The following is a 15,731-nucleotide window of genomic DNA, read 5'->3' as shown; positions in this document are numbered from 1 at the left end:
TGAACCGGGAGTGAGCTTATCAGAATAATGTGCCCTGGCCTTCCGGTGTCGGCTTTGCCTTTTTGGGCTTGGGTTTCGGCTTTTTGATGGCAGGCGCGGCAGGCGGCGGCGTGTCACTGGCCGCGCCATCCACAACCGCATGGCGGCGCGCATCGGCGAATTCCAGATCGATCGTCTCCCCGGATTTCAGGTCCGCTCCCTGGCGCACCAGCTTCCCATCGGCATTGTAGACCAGCGCAAAGCCGCGCGAGAGCACTGACTGGTGGCTGAGCGAATTAAGGCGTGCACCCCAGCTGTCCAGCCGCTGGCGCTGATCGCGCAATTGCCGCTGCATGGCCGGTTCGAGCCGGCGGGCCCGGTCATTGATGCGTTCCCGGCGCTGGCTGATATCGCGTGACAAGGCGCCGGGCTTCAGCCCCGCGCTGATGACCAGAAGGCGCGAACGCTTTTCCGCCGTGGCATTGAGCAGCGCGCCGTCGAGCTGGTCGGCGACCATGTCGAACCGCTGACGCTTGAGCTCCAGCAGCGCGTTTGGTTTGGGCAGTGCGCGAGCAGCTGAACGTAGATCAGTACGCCGTCGCTCGATCAGGCGAGAGAGCGCACCAACCAGGCGACCACTGAGCGTATCCAACCGAGCCTTGAGCTCGGCCCGCACCGGCACCGCCATCTCGGCAGCCCCCGTTGGTGTCGGCGCGCGCTTGTCGGAGGCATAGTCAATGAGGGTGGTATCGGTCTCGTGGCCCACGGCCGAGATCAGCGGGATATCGCTGTCGGCGGCAGCACGTACAACAGCTTCTTCGTTGAACCCCCACAGGTCCTCGATGGAACCACCACCCCGGGCAACAATGAGAACATCAGGGCGCGGCACAGGTCCGCCCGGCTCGATGGCGTTGAAGCCTCGAATGGCCTCGGACACCTGTTTCGCAGCCCCCTCGCCCTGCACCAGCACCGGCCAGAGCAGGACATGACGCGGAAAACGGTCTTCCAGTCGATGCAGGATATCGCGGATCACTGCCCCGGTCGGAGACGTCACCACGCCGATCGTGCGCGGCAGGAAGGGGATGGCCTTCTTGCGATCCGGCGAGAAAAGGCCTTCAGCCGCCAGCTGCTTCTTGCGCTCTTCCAGCAGCGCCATCAGCGCGCCGGCGCCGGCAGGCTCCATCGATTCCACGATCAGCTGGTATTGCGAACGGCCCGGATAGGTCGACATGCGACCCTCGATGATCACTTCCAGGCCCTCTTCGGGGCGGAAACGGAAGCGCGCCGCCGTGCCCTTCCAGGCGATGGTATTGATGACCGCGCGCTCATCCTTGATGTCGAAATAGACATGCCCGGACTTGGCCACGACGACCCGGCCCAGCTCGCCGCGCACACGCACATGGCCAAAGGCATCCTCGACGGTGCGCTTCAGCGATCCCGCCAGTTCGGATACGGAGAATTCGTGGATATTGCGGCTCGGTTCAGACATTGGAATCTTGGTATTCTGGAACGCCCGGATCTGCAACGGCAAGTGAGACTCAACAAGGACCCGGCTTTGAGTTAGTGACGGACCCGAGAGTGACAGGCCAAAAAGCACGCGAGGCATCCCATGAAGATTCTTGTTGTCGGTTCCGGTGGGCGTGAACACGCCCTGGTCTGGAAAATCGCCAAGAGCGCCACAGTCACACAGATCCACGCGGCGCCGGGCAGTGCTGCCATTTCAGAGATGGCGACCTGTCATAACATCCCCGTCTCCGACCTGGCAGCTCTTACAGAGCTGGCGAAGACCGAGGCCGTCGATCTGGTCGTCATCGGACCGGAGAACCCGTTGTGTGACGGCCTTGCCGATATGCTGCGCGACGCCGGCATTGCCGTTTTCGGACCGTCCAAGGCGGCCTCCATGCTGGAAACCTCCAAGGCCTTCGCCAAGGATTTCTATGCCCGCCACAACGTACCGACCGCGCGCTACGGCATTTTCTCCGACGCTGCGGAGGCCAAGGCCTTTCTGGATCAGTTCACTCCGCCCTATGTGCTCAAGGCTGACGGTCTGGCGGCCGGCAAGGGCGTGGTCATCCCGACCGACCGCGAGGAGGCCGAGGCCGAGATCGATGAATTCCTCTCCGGCAAGTTCGGCGACGCCTCCAAGACGCTGGTGATCGAGGAATTCATGCAGGGCGAGGAAGTCTCCATCTTCGCGCTCAGCGACGGCAAGACGGTGATGTTCTGCGGCGCGGCCCAGGACCACAAGCGTGTCGGCGAAGGCGATACCGGCCTCAACACGGGCGGCATGGGCGCCTACAGCCCGGCCCCGATCGCCACGGACGAGCTGATCGAAACCGCCATGCGCACCATTATCAAACCGGTCGCCCGGGGCCTGGCCAGCGAAGACGCACCTTTCCAGGGCGTTCTCTTTGCCGGCCTGATGGTCACGGATGAAGGCCCCAAGACGGTGGAGTTCAATATCCGTTTCGGTGATCCGGAATGCCAGGTCCTGATGAGCCGGATCGACAGCGATCTTGTGCCTTATCTCGACGCCTGCGCCCGAGGCACGCTGGCAGACATGCCACCACTTGCATGGTCTGACCGCCCGGCCATCACCGTAGTCATGGCCGCCAATGGGTATCCGGGCTCCTACAAAAAAGGCACGGTCATCAAGGGCGTGGATGAAGCCAATGCGATGCAGGGCGTTACCGTCTTCGAGGCCGGCACTGCACGCAATGCTGACGGCGAACGCACAGCGGCAGGCGGGCGCGTGCTCAATGTCACGACAACCGGTGACAACCTCCACTATGCCGTCGACCGTGCCTATGCCGCTGTCGATGTGCTGGACTGGCCGCAGGGTTTCTGCCGCCGCGACATCGCCTGGCGCGCCCTCAAACGCCACTAATCACAGCGCTATTTGACAGCGGCGTTTTCTCCTCCATCTTGTTGGGCAACAAGGGGAGCAAGTCATGATCCGAGCTATTCTGGCGGCGGGTGCCGCCGCGTTCAGCCTGTCCTTTGCCCACGCCCAGAACGAGGCACCGCTGACGGTCATCCATGCCGGCCAGCTTCTGGCCGTGCCCGGCGAAACACCGCTGAGTGAACAATCCATCTTTGTTCGCGACGGCATGATCGAAAGTGTCCAGGCCGGCTACGCAAGCCCGGACGGTGCCGAGATCATCGACCTGTCCGACCAGTTTGTCCTGCCTGGCCTGATCGACAGTCATGTCCACCTGCAGGGCGAGCTGAGCCCGAATGGCCGCATCAACACCGTGACCTTCTCCAGCGCCGACAATGCCCTGGACGCGGCGCGCCATGCCCGCACCACGCTGATGGCCGGCTTCACCTCTGCCCAGGAAGTGGGTGGACAACTGGAGGCTTCCATCGCCCTGCGTGATGCGATCCGCGATGGCGATGTCATCGGTCCGCGCCTGCGTGTCTCCGGCCCGGCGGTGACACCGACCGGCGGCCATGGCGATATCAACGGCTATTCCACCGAAGTAATGGATCTCCTGTCCAGCCGCGCCGCCTGTAACGGCCCGGCCGATTGTCGCCGAGCCGTGCGCGAACTCGTCCGCTCCGGCGTTGACGTCATCAAGATCACCGCAACCGGTGGTGTCCTGTCCAACACGGCGGCCGGTGTAGAACAGCAATTCTTCGACGACGAGCTGGTCGCGATTGTCGAGGCGGCCCGCATGATGGGACGCCGTGTCACCGCGCATGCCCACGGTGTCAGCGGCATCAATTCCTTCCTGGAAGCCGGTGGCGCGTCGATCGAGCACGGCACCTATCTCGACCGCGATTCCATGCGACTTTTCCGTCGCAACGGCGCCTATCTGGTTCCCACCATCCTGGCCGGCGTGACCGTTTCCGAGATCGCTGAAACCGCCGACTGGATGACCCCGCCGATCCGTGAGAAATCACTCAGGGTTGGACCGCAAATGCTGGCCATGGCGCAACGTGCGCACGAAGGTGGTGTGATGATCGCGTTTGGCACTGACAGCGGCGTATCCCGCCACGGCCTCAATGCCCGCGAATTCCAGTTACTGGTCGAGGCCGGCATGACCGAGATGGAAGCCATCGTCTCAGCGACCGTAAATGCAGCCGACCATATCGAAATGGCGGAGCAGATCGGCACGATCGAGGCCGGCAAGTTTGCCGATATCATCGCCGTTGACGGAAACCCGCTTGAGGACATCAGCGAACTGATGGACGTTGATTTTGTCATGCAAGGTGGAACGGTACACAGGAACCAATGAGCAATCTGAACGACAGCTTCTCCGGCACCAAGGCGGTCGCCGATGCGCTGGCTTTTGACGAAGGCCAGCTGACCGAATGGATGCAGGCGCATGTGGACGGGTTTTCCGGTCCGCTCACCGTGAGCCAGTTCAAGGGAGGGCAATCCAATCCCACCTACAAGCTAGACACACCGGGCAAGTCCTACGTCCTGCGCCGCAAGCCGCCGGGCAAGCTGTTGCCGTCAGCCCACGCGGTTGATCGTGAACACCAGGTGATGAAAGCGCTGGGCGAACAGGGCTTTCCCGCGCCCCACATGTTCGGCCTGTGCATGGACCGAGATGTCATCGGCACCGAATTCTACGTGATGGATTTCGTCGAGGGCCGCATCTTCTGGGACGGGCTGTTGCCCGACGTTCCCAAGGACGAACGCGCTGCGATCTATGACGCGTCCAACGCCACGCTCGCACAGCTGCACTCGATTGACTACGCCGCAGCGGGCCTGGGCGAGTACGGCAAGCCGGGCAATTATTTCGAGCGCCAGATTGGTCGCTGGTCCAAACAGTATCGCGCCGCGGAAACCGAAACCGTGGCCGAGATGGACAAGCTGATCGACTGGCTGCCTCAGGCCGCACCGGAACAGGAACGCACCTCGGTCGTCCATGGCGACTATCGCCTGGACAACATGATCTTCCATCCCACCGAGCCGCGCGTGATTGCGGTGCTGGACTGGGAACTCTCGACGCTGGGCGATCCGCTGGCCGATTTCACCTATCAGCTGATGGGCTGGGTGATGCCGCCGGAGGTGCGTGGCGGTTTCCTGGGCATCGACCTGGATGCACACGGCATCCCGTCCATGCAGACCTATGTCGAGGCCTACTGCAAGCGGACCCAGCGCGACGGTATTCCCGAGCTGGACTTCTACTTCGCCTACAACATTTTCCGGCTCGCCTCGATCGTCCAGGGCGTCTATGCCCGCGCGCTTCAGGGCAATGCCTCCAACGCCAAGGCGATGGAAATGGGCAAGGCCGTCACGCCGCTCGCGCAGGCCGCGCTCGGCTTTGCGAAGAATGCGGGGGCCTAGGGCCGGGCGCGGCGCCTATTAAGAAGCAGAACGAATAAGAGCTGGAGGACGAAGCCAAGGGTCGTCAGAACCGGCACATGGAACCATGCAATCGCGATGTTCACCTCAAAGAGGAATTCGTCGACCAGCACCATGAGCAAGTAGATAGCCATGAGCACTAGCGTCCCCCGCAACCACGCGACTGCTAGGCGTCGAGTCAGCTGCACCGTGGCTTTTTCCGGAACCGCATCAGTCAGGACGGTTGTCCTCCGCCCAGCTCGCGATGCCGACAGCAACGCAACCGACAACCAGGAGCACGACTGCGGGCCAGAGTGTCACTTCCATAATGTCATGACCTTTCCTCTTCTGCCTGCCCCAGACGCCTTGCAATATAAACATTGAGCACAAGGAAGGCGAGACCAACCGCGAGGCTGGCTGGGTTCACGCTACCGCCCGTTGCATACATCGACAGCCCGACCAGAGCCAGGCCAGCCGCGCGAGATGATTGCTCCCAACTTCGCCAGACTGCGAGGTTTGCTCGAAACCTGTAACTCAACAGCGCTTTCAGGCGCCGCTTCGCGCGGATGATGGCTTTTCGAAAACGCCGCATGAACAACCTATAATTGTTCTTTCTTTGTTCCGCAAGCCTTGCCTCGACCGGGCAACGCGATCTACGCCTCCAGCATGCCCATCCTGATCCTCCTCATCTCGGTCTTTGCTACCGCCTTTATCTCCGGCGTGTTTGGCATGGCGGGCGGGTTGATCCTGATGGGGGTGCTGGCGCTGATACTGCCCGTCTCCGCCGCCATGGTGGTGCACGGGGTGATCCAGTTCGTGTCCAATGGCTGGCGAGCCGTACTGCTGGTCAAATGGGTGATGTGGCGACCACTGGCGATCTATCTCGCAGGCTCGCTCTCGGCGGGGGCCGTCCTGCGCTTCCTCACCCTGGAACTGGACAAGGCCTGGCTGTTCATCATTCTCGGCCTGACGCCGGGACTGATCTGGGTACCGCGCAAATACGTCCACCTTGATGCCGAACGTCCGGCCCATGCGGTGCTGTGCGGCTTCGTGGTGACCGGGCTCAACGTCATTTCCGGTGTTTCCGGGCCCTTGCTGGATGTCTTCTTCACCGAAACGAAAGCGGACCGGCGTGCGATCGTTGCCACCAAGGCCGCCACCCAGGTCATCGCCCATACCGTCAAGATCGGCTACTACATCCTGCCCGCCATCGCGGCCGGCGCCCTGCCCCAGACACACTGGCTGCTGATCGCCATCCCGCTGTCCATGCTGGGCACCACGCTGGGCGCACGGGTGCTGGACCTGATGAGCGATGTGCAGTTCAGAAACTGGACGAAATGGATCGTGACAGGTGTCGGCGCGATCTATGTGATACGCGGAGTGCTCACCTTGTGAGGGAGTTAGTGCGTGCACCTCGATCCGATCACTCTGGAGAACCACATTGTCCGCCTCGAACCCCTCGAGGAGCGCCACCGCGAACAACTGCGAGGCCCGGCGAATGATCCGCAGACCTGGCAGCTGACAACCATTCGCGGAGATGGTGCCTTCTTTGACGCCTGGTTCGACCTCATGCTGGCCGGCCAGGACAAGGGCGATCAGATTTCCCATGCAGTCTGGTCCAAAGCGGATGAACGCTATGTGGGACATTCATCCTTCCTGGTGATCAGCCCGAAACATGAACGCCTGGAGATTGGCTGGACCTGGTATGAGGCGGCGATGCGCGGGACCCGGATCAATCCGGCCTGCAAACATCTTCTGCTCGGCCGCGCCTTCGCGTGTGGTGCCCAGCGGGTCGAGCTGAAGACCCACGGCCTCAACAAACACTCCCAGAATGCGATGAAAAAGATGGGCGCGACCTATGAAGGCACGCTTCGCAGCCATACCAGGACCTGGCGGGGCGACTTCCGCGACACCGTCTGGTTCTCTGTCCTCAAGGATGAATGGCCCGCTGTCAGCGCAGGACTGGAAGCGCGCCTTTAGGCGGAACGGGCCTTCCGGCGCGCAATGGCGGCCGCATAGATCTCTTCGGTGCGGCGGGTAACAGCAGCGGGCGAGAAATGTTCATCGAATACGGCGCGGGCGTCAGCGCGCCAGTGAGCAGCCTTCTCATCGCTCGTAAACAGCTCGCGGATTTCCATTGCCAGCGCCTCAGCATCCGTAGCGGCATAGAGCGCGCCGCCGCGTCGATCCGGAAACAGTTCGGGAATTCCGCCCGTGGATGCCCCGATCACCGGCGTGCCGTCTGACATGGCCTCCACACCGGTACGCGGGAAGGGTTCGGCCCAGATCGACGGGATCACCATGGCGCGCGCCTCACGCATCAGGGCCCTCGCATCCTGGCTGGGAATGCGGCCCAGGAAACGCACACCGGACAGGTCGGCTGCTTGCTGTTGAAGCGTCTCACGGGTTGGACCATCGCCGGCAATGACGAGCTCGCCGTCGACCCCGGCCCTGCGCCAGGCCTCAATCAGCACGTCCACACCCTTTTCCGCCGACAGCCGCCCCACATAGACCAGCTTGCGTGTCACGGCCGTGCTGGCAGACCCGGCTGATGCGACGACATTCGGCTTGGCATAGACCTTGTCCGGATCAAACCCGCCCTCGAGATATTTCGAGCGCACATATTCGGACACTGCGATGAAGGCATCTGTTTCCCGCGACCAGGTCCCGATCATACGGTGCGTCGCGATCATGCCAGTGAGTGCCAAGGTTGCCGGCAGGCTGTCGCGATAGCAGCGATGTTTCAGCCCCGCCCAGGGCAAGGCCTTGCCCAGGCAGTCATGACAATCCTTCCCGTCCCGGAAAAACTGGGCCTTGGTACAGATCAGCCGGTAATTGCGCAGCGCCTGGATGGTTGCGACGCCATAACGCTTGCCCAGTCGCAGGACGGCGGGCGAGACCATCGGCAGATAGTTCTGGACATGCAGGATATCGAAACCACCGCCGGCCAGCCGGGCCGAGAGGTCGCGCCGTGCCGTACGGGACCAGATCGCGCGCAGGCCCGCCCGCGCGGCGCCCATCTGCTCGATCTCGTGATTGTCGTATTCTACCAGCTCGACCTCATGGCCCGCATCACGCAACAACCGGGCTTCATTGCGGGTCGAGATATCCTCGCCGCCCAATTGCTGGTAGCGGCTATGAACCATAAGGATTTTCAACGCACTGCCCCTCCGGCACATCCGGATTTTTACTGACATGCATTGAGAGGGAAGAAAAGGTTCAGCCTAGAGGCCGCACTGTCCGATCGGCTGACCCCGGCGGAAGTCCGCCAGGTGAGCGCCGTCGGCGGTAGACATGGAGAAATCCGCGTCCTCACCGACCATCAGCATGGCGCTATCTGTGCTGTAACTGGCCTGGACCAGGATGACATCGCGCTCGACCAGCGGGGACAGGACAGCGCCGGACGTCGTCATCTCTGCGATCTCGACGTCGCTCTCAATCTCCAGCGCGCGACCCATGGCGGCGAAACGGCCATTCTCGATCAGGACATCCTGGTGGCTCCAGCGGCCGGATCCGTCTGCGATCGTCACATCACGCAGAACCAGACGGTCTTCCAGACACTGGTCGAGCGCCAGGGTTGAGTTCGAATGGCCCAGAAGTGCCGTCACCAGCGCAATTACAGTCAGCATCGGAATCAGGTCCAGCCCGTCAAAACCGTGCTCTAGATCTTCCGTGCACGACGTTATTTCAAATCAAGGTTTTATGACGTGTTCGGGATTACCCGAATTGACCAATTATTTGGCCGGCAGGGTCTCTACGAAATTCAGTGTGAGCTGCGCCCATTCGCCGAGTTCCCCATCACTGAGATCAGCCGGCCCGTCGACCGTGATCCAGCCCTTCATGGCCCGGCCGGTAAACTCCATCAATCGCGCACCCGGGCGCTGGAGGGAGGCCCCGTACTGGTCCGGCCCGACGCGCACATGCATCTCCTCGTTGGAGGTGCCGAAACTCATATTGCCGTTCACCATGAAGGCGACGCCGCCGAACATTTTCTTGGGAACCGGATCAACACCGCGTTCGCGCAAGGCGGCTTCCATACGGTCTGCGAGATCGGGATCATGAGGCATCGGACCTGGCCTTTCGTCGGGCACGGAAAAAGGAGCGCAGCAAGTCCGCGCTTTCCTCGGCAAGCACTCCGGACCGGATCTCGGTGCGCCAGTGACACGTCGGCTGTTCAAAAAACCTGGGACCGTGCTCCACTGCCCCACCCTTTTCATCCGACGCACCAAAGACCAGCCGTCCGATCCGGGCATGGCTGATGGCGCCGGCGCACATGGCGCAGGGTTCAAGTGTCACGAACATTTCCAGCCCGGTCAGCCGGTAGTTTCCCAACACCTTCGCCGCGGCTCTCAGGGCCAGGATTTCGGCATGGGCCGTTGGGTCCTGGTCGCTGATCGGTTGATTGTGGGCCTCGGCAATGATCTGATCGGTTTCAGGATCAACGATCACCGCGCCAATCGGCGCCTCGCCCATATCCGCAGCCTGCTGCGCAAGTTCTAGCGCTCGCTGCATAAACCGTGTATCCCGCGCGTCCGTCATACTGGCGGCCTAGAACTCATCTGCGAAAGGGTCAAGCTTGACCGCACCTGCCGACAATTCCGAACGCATCGCCAAATTCCTCGCCCGCGCCGGGATTGCCTCGCGCCGCGAAGTTGAACGCATGATCGAGGCGGGGCGTGTTCGTGTGAACGGCAAGGTGCTCGACACGCCGGCCTTCAAGGTCACCGGCAAGGAAACCATCGAGGTCGATGGCAACCTGGTCGAGGAGAAAGCGCCTACCCGCCTGTGGCGCTATCACAAGCCAACGGGACTGGTGACAACCCATCGCGATCCGGAAGGTCGGGAGACCGTTTTCGAGAAACTACCCAAGGATCTGGGCCGTGTAATTTCGGTCGGCCGTCTCGATCTGACCTCGGAAGGCCTGTTGCTGCTGACCAATGACGGCGAGCTGGCGCGCGCGCTGGAACTGCCCTCCACCGCCTGGATGCGTCGCTACAAGGCCCGTGCCTATGGCCGCGTGGACAATGCCGCAGTCGAAAAACTGCGCAAGGGCGTCACGGTCGAGGGCATCAAATACGGCCCGATGGAAGTCGAGGTCGAACGCGAGACGGGTCACAATATCTGGCTCAATATCGGCATCCGTGAAGGCAAGAACCGGGAGGTCCGCAAGGCGCTCGATTCCGTAGGTCTGCGCGTGAACCGCCTGATCCGAACCGCTTATGGACCCTTCCAACTGGGTCAGCTCGACAAGAACGAAATCAAGGTCGTGCCGCACCGCGTGCTCAAGGACCAGTGTGGCCACATGGTCGAGCTGGGCGACATCTCGGGAGAGGCTGTCGCCAAGAAAAAGCCGCCCCTGCGCAAACCGACCCGCAACAAGCGACCCTCCGCGCCACGCCCACCCTCTCGGACACACCAGTCACGGCCGAACAAGAACAAGGGGCCGCGTTCATGAGAATAGTGGGCGGTCGCTTCAAGGGACGCGCCCTCGCGGCCCCCAAGGGACGCAATACCCGGCCCACCTCGGACCGGGCCCGTGAAGCCATGTTCAATGTGTTGGCGCATGCGGACTGGGCAACTGAGCTGGAAGATGCCCGCGTCATTGACCTGTTTGCAGGTTCCGGCGCTCTTGGGCTTGAGGCCATGTCACGCGGGGCCGGCTTCTGCCTGTTCGTGGAAACAGAGGCAGCCGCACGCGGCGCGATCCGCGATAATATCGATGCGCTGCAATTATTCGGTCATACGCGCCTGCACCGCCGCGATGCGACAGCCCTGGGTGAAAAACCGGCCAATCTGGGCGCCCCGTTCGATCTGGTGTTCCTGGACCCGCCCTATGGCCAGGGGCTTGGGGAGCAATGTCTGAAACGTCTGGTCGCGGGCGCCTGGCTGTCCGACCACGCCATTGCCGTGCTGGAAGTCGGGGCGGACGAGCAGCCCGATGTCAGCGGCTGGAAGGTCGAGGCCCAGAAGGACTACGGCGCGGCCAAGGTGCTGTTTCTGAGCCGCGCCTGATCAATCAACGCCGCAGGCTCAGAGCTCGCAGCGACCCGGCGTCAGCCTCTGTTCGCCCGTCAGCGGGAACGCCTCGACGTCGGTCGAGAAGGCTTCGCCATCCAGGACCCCGCGACCGGTCAGCAAATTGACGTCACATTCATGGACCGTGTCTGAGTCATAGCGCTCGCGCCATCGCGAGGTCACACCGGCTACTAGGAACTGGCCCTCGCGCAGGACAAGCGTCAGGCGGCTCTCTGACAGATCGTCCGGCGTGACATCGACAAACACCGAACCCCGGTCCGAGACAGAGATCGCCGGCGCACTTCCGAAGAAGACGTCGTTGATTTGGTACTCCCCCGACGAGGATGTCTCGACCTTCAAATTTGTTATCATCTCTAGGTCGGACGTGTCAGCAATGATGCGATCCTCCAGGCCGTCGCCATCAACGTCGCCAGATGTCTCGATCGGGTCCAACTCGAACGCGCGGCACTCCGGCGGCACGTCCTCCATGCCCCCCGGTAGCGGAATGGCGGAAACAGGGACCGCAACTTCTACGCCCTTGCGCACACCGCGCCCGGTCAGGAAATTGACATCGCACTCGCCGAAATTGGCAATATTGATCGTATCGCGCCACGTATAGGTAAGACCCGCCCGGCGGAATTCGCCGTCGCGATAGGCAATCGTCAGACGCTGGCTCCAGCGCGAACGGCCAACGGATTCATTCATCGTATGCAGCACGAGCGAGCCATTGCCGGCGAGGGTGAGAGCCGGTGCCTGCCCGCCCCAGTCATACCGTCCCCAGAGCACACCGGGATAGTCAAACCGGCCGGCCGTCGAGGCCTCGATCGTCAGGTCCAGCCCACCGCCTTCGGGAGGTTGAGAAATATAGGCCCGGTCCTCCACACCATCCGCGTCGAAATCATCGAAGACCTCGACATGAATTATGCGCCCCTCGGCATCAAGTTGCGGCGCTTCGGCCGGCTGCACGTGCAGGGCCAGCGACAAGAACAGACTGAACATGAAATCCCCCTGAAAACAGAATTTCACGCTCGGCTATCCGAGGTGATTACGCAATGAATTTTGCAGGCTCACAGCGCTGCATTAATCAGCGTCGACGGTACAGGCGCGGTCATTCGAGACGTTAATGGGCGGCGTGGCGATCGCGGACACCGTCTCCAGTCTGGACGACCGCCTCGGTCTTGTAAAACTTCGCCCGGGCCAGCCCCAGCGCTCCGCATCGGGCTTCGGCGCGCCAGGCTGAGCCGCTTTTGTCATAAAGGATTATGGCGCCGCGAAAGTCCTGTTCCTGCGACGGTCGACGCACGAGCGGCTGAATTAGCAGCGCCTTAACCACGCGTTTCACTAAAACTTTACTCAATTCCAAGACTGCGGCATCACCCTCATCAGATCGAGCGAAAGTGCAATCATGTCTGCGGGTTTCAAAGTCAGAAGTTTGGCACAGGTGCGGGACTCCGCATCCACAGCCCGCATTCTCAACTTGTTGAGAGTGAAGGAACGTTACCGCGAAACCGACGAGTACACCCAACAGCCTTTGTTCCTGAACCACCGCCTGAACCAGGCGATCTTCATCAAGCACACGATCCGCGCCAATGAGCGGGATCTAGTGGAGTCCGAGCAGCAAACCGCGACGAAGGTGGTGTTTGCGCTCGATCATGATGATCTGGGACTTGGTGGCTTCAGTTTTTTCATCGAGCAGCGCAATCTTCAGTCCGCTCTGGATGAGGCCCTGGGCACGGAAGTGGACCCGGTCGAGTTCGAGCGAGATCTGGCTGTACTTAAGGAGTTCGCCCGCCTGCCCTCGCTTGATCCGTATCTCCTGCGCGAGCGGGTGCAGCACTCGGGGTCAGCCGTCTCCAGCTGTTACTTCGATATCTCCGAAGCTGACCTGGCGAAGGTGGAGGGATATGTCGAGGGTCAGATCGGTTCCCTCGTCGAGCTTGCCTACGGAATTTCCGGACCGGAGGCCAAGGCCATCTCGATCAAGTTGGCGCAGCTGATCATGCGCAACGAACAATCCTCATCCCTGGAACCGCTGCGCCAGACGCTGCGGCTTGATCCGGAAGAATATGAGCAAGGCCTCTTCGGCTGGAAGGGATTGTTGTACTACAAGTGGAACATCTCGGACCTGCAGCCGAAAATCCGGCGCACGGCAAACCGCATGATCTCTACGCGCTTTATTCGCGCTCATCCGGAAGATGAAAAACAGCTGGACCTGACACGCAGGTCCATCCTTCGAACCGTTGCCGAGAAATTCAAGTCCGTCGAAAATTCGATGAAGGCCTACGACCAGGCGTTCGATGCGCTGGTGAACAAGAATGACCCTGGCGCATTTCGCAGTTTCCTCCTGCGCGCGCCGAGCCTGTTCATCTCGATCGGTGAAGATCTGGCGGCCATCAACCATATCTGCAGCTTCTGGGACTTCCGGCTGCCCGAGAAACTGCCGAACCGGCTCGAAGTTGATGATGCCTATGACATCTATCATGAATTCGCTGCAGTGCTCGGCGGGCAATACCAAAACATCGCGGCCTAGCGCCGTCCGAACAATCGTTCGATATCAGCCAGCTTCAGTTCGACATAGGTCGGACGGCCGTGATTGCACTGGCCGGAATGCGGGGTCGCTTCCATTTCCCGTAGCAGCGCGTTCATTTCCTCACCGGTTAGACGGCGGCCGGATCGAACTGAGCCATGACAGGCCATGGTGCCGACGACGTCCTCAAGCTTTTCTTTTAGAGACAAGGCCTGATCATAGGCGGCCAGGTCGTCCGCAAGATCACGGATCAGGCCCTGGACATCCAGCTTCTTGAGCAAGGCTGGCGTTTCGCGCACGGCGATTGCACCCGCACCAAATGCCTCGACCACCAGACCCAGCTCGGCGAGTTCTTCCGTGCGGTCCAGCAAGCGACGCGCCTCGTTCTCGTCGAGATCGACAATCTCGGGCACAAGCAGGCGCTGACGCTGAACACCGGTCTCGGCAATCATCTTCTTCATGCGCTCATAGACAAGGCGTTCATGGGCGGCGTGCTGGTCGACAATGACAATGCCATCACCGGTCTGGGCGACGACATAGGTTTCGTGCAATTGCGCCCGGGCGACCCCCAGTGGCCAGCTCGGCTCAGACTGGGTTTCAGGAACCGGCTGCGGCGGTAGCTCGCCCTGAGCCGAACCCGTTTCGAAACCGGGCGTTTCCATCCGCACCGAAAGGCCCGGATCAAAGACCTCCGCCTGCGTGGGCTCTGAAGGTATCGGCGGGCGCCCCCAGCCGGCCACATGCGAAGCGGCAGACTGATAGGCGGGACGAGGACCGCTATTGAAGCCTTCCGGGCGCGCCGCGCCCAACGCAAATCCGGACACGGTCGTCGAGGCGCGGTGGCCGGCCGCGGCCAGCGCATGACGCAGGGAGCCGACAATCAGACCGCGCACCAGCGCCGCGTCGCGAAAACGCACTTCGGCCTTGGCCGGATGCACATTCACGTCCACCTGGTCGGTCGGCAATTCCACATTCAGCGCCACAACCGGGTATCGATCACGGGCCAGGAAATCCTGGTAAGCTCCGCGCACGGCACCGCCCAACAGCTTGTCACGTACCGGTCGACCATTGACGAAGAGATATTGATGCAGGGAATTGCCGCGCGAATAAGTCGGCAGGCTGGCAAAACCGGTCACGCGAACCCCTTCGCGCTCCTGGTCAACTTCCAGCGCATTGTCGCCAAAGTCCGCGCCGAGCACAGCCGCCATACGGGCCTTGCGGCTGGCAACGCTCTCATCGTCCTCGGCGGCAACGGAGAAGCGCTTGCGGCCATCCAGGGTCAGGAAAAAACCGACATCGGGACGCGACATGGCGAGGCGCTTGATGACATCGGAAATACCCTGGTTTTCCGAACGCTCGCTCTTGAGAAATTTCAGGCGTGCCGGCGTGGCATAAAACAGATCGCGAACCTCGACCCGGGTGCCAGACCGGCCAAGCGGTGCGGTTGGCGCCGCGCCTGAACTCACACCGCCCTCGACCGTGATGGTCCAGGCATCGCCCTCGCCACGGGCCTGGGTCACGATGGAGAGGCGTGCAATGGAGCCTATCGACGGGATCGCCTCGCCGCGAAACCCCATTGTACCGATGTTCAGGAGGTCATCCGCGCCATCGTCTCCGACAGGGAGTTTGGACGTCGCGTGGCGCTCGATGCAAAGTTCGAGCTCTTCGGGGGACATGCCCTTACCATCATCCTCGATGACGAGCCGGGACAGGCCACCGCCCTCAGCGTTGATGTCGATGCGGCGCGCACCAGCGTCCAGCGCATTCTCGACCAGTTCCTTGATGACAGAAGCCGGCCGTTCAACCACCTCACCGGCAGCGATCCGGTTGATGGTTTCCGGCGACAGCCGGCGGATGACGGGTTTGGTCACGCTCAAAGACATAGGGCCAACCTTTCGGCTGGCCCTGAGT

The 15,731-nt window shown here is 61.7% G+C and carries 16 protein-coding genes; 8 read left to right on the top strand and 8 right to left on the bottom strand.

Annotated elements, in window-relative coordinates; genetic code table 11:
- Window positions 1-19 precede the first annotated feature (19 nt).
- Entirely contained in the window at window positions 20-1,468 is a 1,449-nt protein-coding gene (xseA, locus tag JJ889_RS04295; protein WP_291891768.1) for an exodeoxyribonuclease VII large subunit, read from the bottom strand.
- 120 nt (window positions 1,469-1,588) lie between these two features.
- Between xseA and purD the strand changes: the two genes are divergently transcribed.
- The 5 genes from purD to JJ889_RS04270 all read left to right on the top strand — a co-directional run bounded on the left by purD (window position 1,589) and on the right by JJ889_RS04270 (window position 7,258).
- Window positions 1,589-2,866 carry a phosphoribosylamine--glycine ligase gene (gene purD / locus JJ889_RS04290; protein WP_291891765.1) on the top strand — a complete coding sequence of 426 codons (1,278 nt, stop codon included), beginning with the start codon at window positions 1,589-1,591 and terminating at the stop codon, window positions 2,864-2,866.
- Between the two features lie 64 nt (window positions 2,867-2,930).
- A complete protein-coding gene (locus JJ889_RS04285) occupies window positions 2,931-4,220 on the top strand; it encodes an amidohydrolase family protein (protein ID WP_291891764.1) in 1,290 nt (429 codons plus the stop codon).
- The gene (locus tag JJ889_RS04280; RefSeq protein ID WP_291891762.1) at window positions 4,217-5,281 is read left to right on the top strand and encodes a phosphotransferase; all 1,065 of its coding nucleotides are present in this window, start codon (window positions 4,217-4,219) and stop codon (window positions 5,279-5,281) included. The genes JJ889_RS04285 and JJ889_RS04280 overlap by 4 nt, the downstream gene beginning before the upstream one ends.
- Window positions 5,282-5,944: 663 nt before the next feature.
- Window positions 5,945-6,673: a sulfite exporter TauE/SafE family protein gene (locus JJ889_RS04275; RefSeq protein WP_291891760.1), complete on the top strand. Its 729-nt coding sequence runs from the start codon at window positions 5,945-5,947 to the stop codon at window positions 6,671-6,673.
- A gap of 12 nt (window positions 6,674-6,685) precedes the next feature.
- Window positions 6,686-7,258 (top strand): GNAT family protein, encoded by a 573-nt coding sequence (locus tag JJ889_RS04270; RefSeq protein WP_291891758.1) that lies wholly within the window; start codon window positions 6,686-6,688, stop codon window positions 7,256-7,258.
- Here the strand turns inward: JJ889_RS04270 and JJ889_RS04265 are convergent.
- From JJ889_RS04265 to tadA, 4 genes are all read right to left on the bottom strand, one after another.
- Window positions 7,255-8,436: a glycosyltransferase family 4 protein gene (locus tag JJ889_RS04265; RefSeq protein WP_291891756.1), complete on the bottom strand. Its 1,182-nt coding sequence runs from the start codon at window positions 8,434-8,436 to the stop codon at window positions 7,255-7,257. The genes JJ889_RS04270 and JJ889_RS04265 overlap by 4 nt on opposite strands.
- 66 nt (window positions 8,437-8,502) lie before the next feature.
- Window positions 8,503-8,907 carry a hypothetical protein gene (locus JJ889_RS04260; RefSeq protein WP_291891754.1) on the bottom strand — a complete coding sequence of 135 codons (405 nt, stop codon included), beginning with the start codon at window positions 8,905-8,907 and terminating at the stop codon, window positions 8,503-8,505.
- Window positions 8,908-9,012: 105 nt separating this feature from the next.
- Entirely contained in the window at window positions 9,013-9,345 is a 333-nt protein-coding gene (locus tag JJ889_RS04255; RefSeq protein ID WP_291891752.1) for a TfoX/Sxy family protein, read from the bottom strand.
- Window positions 9,335-9,817 carry a tRNA adenosine(34) deaminase TadA gene (gene tadA / locus JJ889_RS04250; protein WP_291891750.1) on the bottom strand — a complete coding sequence of 161 codons (483 nt, stop codon included), beginning with the start codon at window positions 9,815-9,817 and terminating at the stop codon, window positions 9,335-9,337. The genes JJ889_RS04255 and tadA overlap by 11 nt, the downstream gene beginning before the upstream one ends.
- Before the next feature lie 37 nt (window positions 9,818-9,854).
- Here tadA and JJ889_RS04245 point away from each other — a divergent pair, with 37 nt between their 5' ends.
- Together JJ889_RS04245 and rsmD are read left to right on the top strand one after the other, a co-directional pair.
- Complete coding sequence (locus tag JJ889_RS04245) at window positions 9,855-10,733, top strand: pseudouridine synthase (protein ID WP_291891749.1); 879 nt, start codon at window positions 9,855-9,857, stop codon at window positions 10,731-10,733.
- Entirely contained in the window at window positions 10,730-11,290 is a 561-nt protein-coding gene (rsmD, locus tag JJ889_RS04240) for a 16S rRNA (guanine(966)-N(2))-methyltransferase RsmD (RefSeq protein WP_291891748.1), read from the top strand. Before JJ889_RS04245 ends, rsmD begins: the two co-directional genes overlap by 4 nt.
- Window positions 11,291-11,308: 18 nt before the next feature.
- On the opposite strand, the gene JJ889_RS04235 is transcribed toward rsmD, so the two are convergent.
- A complete protein-coding gene (locus tag JJ889_RS04235; protein ID WP_291891746.1) occupies window positions 11,309-12,292 on the bottom strand; it encodes a hypothetical protein in 984 nt (327 codons plus the stop codon).
- Window positions 12,293-12,413: 121 nt separating this feature from the next.
- Window positions 12,414-12,596 carry a hypothetical protein gene (locus JJ889_RS04230; RefSeq protein ID WP_291891744.1) on the bottom strand — a complete coding sequence of 61 codons (183 nt, stop codon included), beginning with the start codon at window positions 12,594-12,596 and terminating at the stop codon, window positions 12,414-12,416.
- Window positions 12,597-12,734: 138 nt separating this feature from the next.
- On the opposite strand from JJ889_RS04230, the gene JJ889_RS04225 reads away from it, so the two are divergent.
- Window positions 12,735-13,823: a hypothetical protein gene (locus tag JJ889_RS04225; RefSeq protein ID WP_291891742.1), complete on the top strand. Its 1,089-nt coding sequence runs from the start codon at window positions 12,735-12,737 to the stop codon at window positions 13,821-13,823.
- Here the strand turns inward: JJ889_RS04225 and mutL are convergent.
- Window positions 13,820-15,703, bottom strand: coding sequence for a DNA mismatch repair endonuclease MutL (mutL, locus tag JJ889_RS04220; protein WP_291891741.1), 1,884 nt, complete (start codon window positions 15,701-15,703; stop codon window positions 13,820-13,822). The two genes, JJ889_RS04225 and mutL, sit on opposite strands and share 4 nt — an antisense overlap.
- Window positions 15,704-15,731: the final 28 nt, after the last annotated feature.

The organism is Maricaulis sp. (assembly GCF_017643475.1).
In the GTDB taxonomy this organism is placed as follows: domain Bacteria; phylum Pseudomonadota; class Alphaproteobacteria; order Caulobacterales; family Maricaulaceae; genus Maricaulis.
This window is presented reverse-complemented; position numbering and strand designations above follow the sequence as displayed.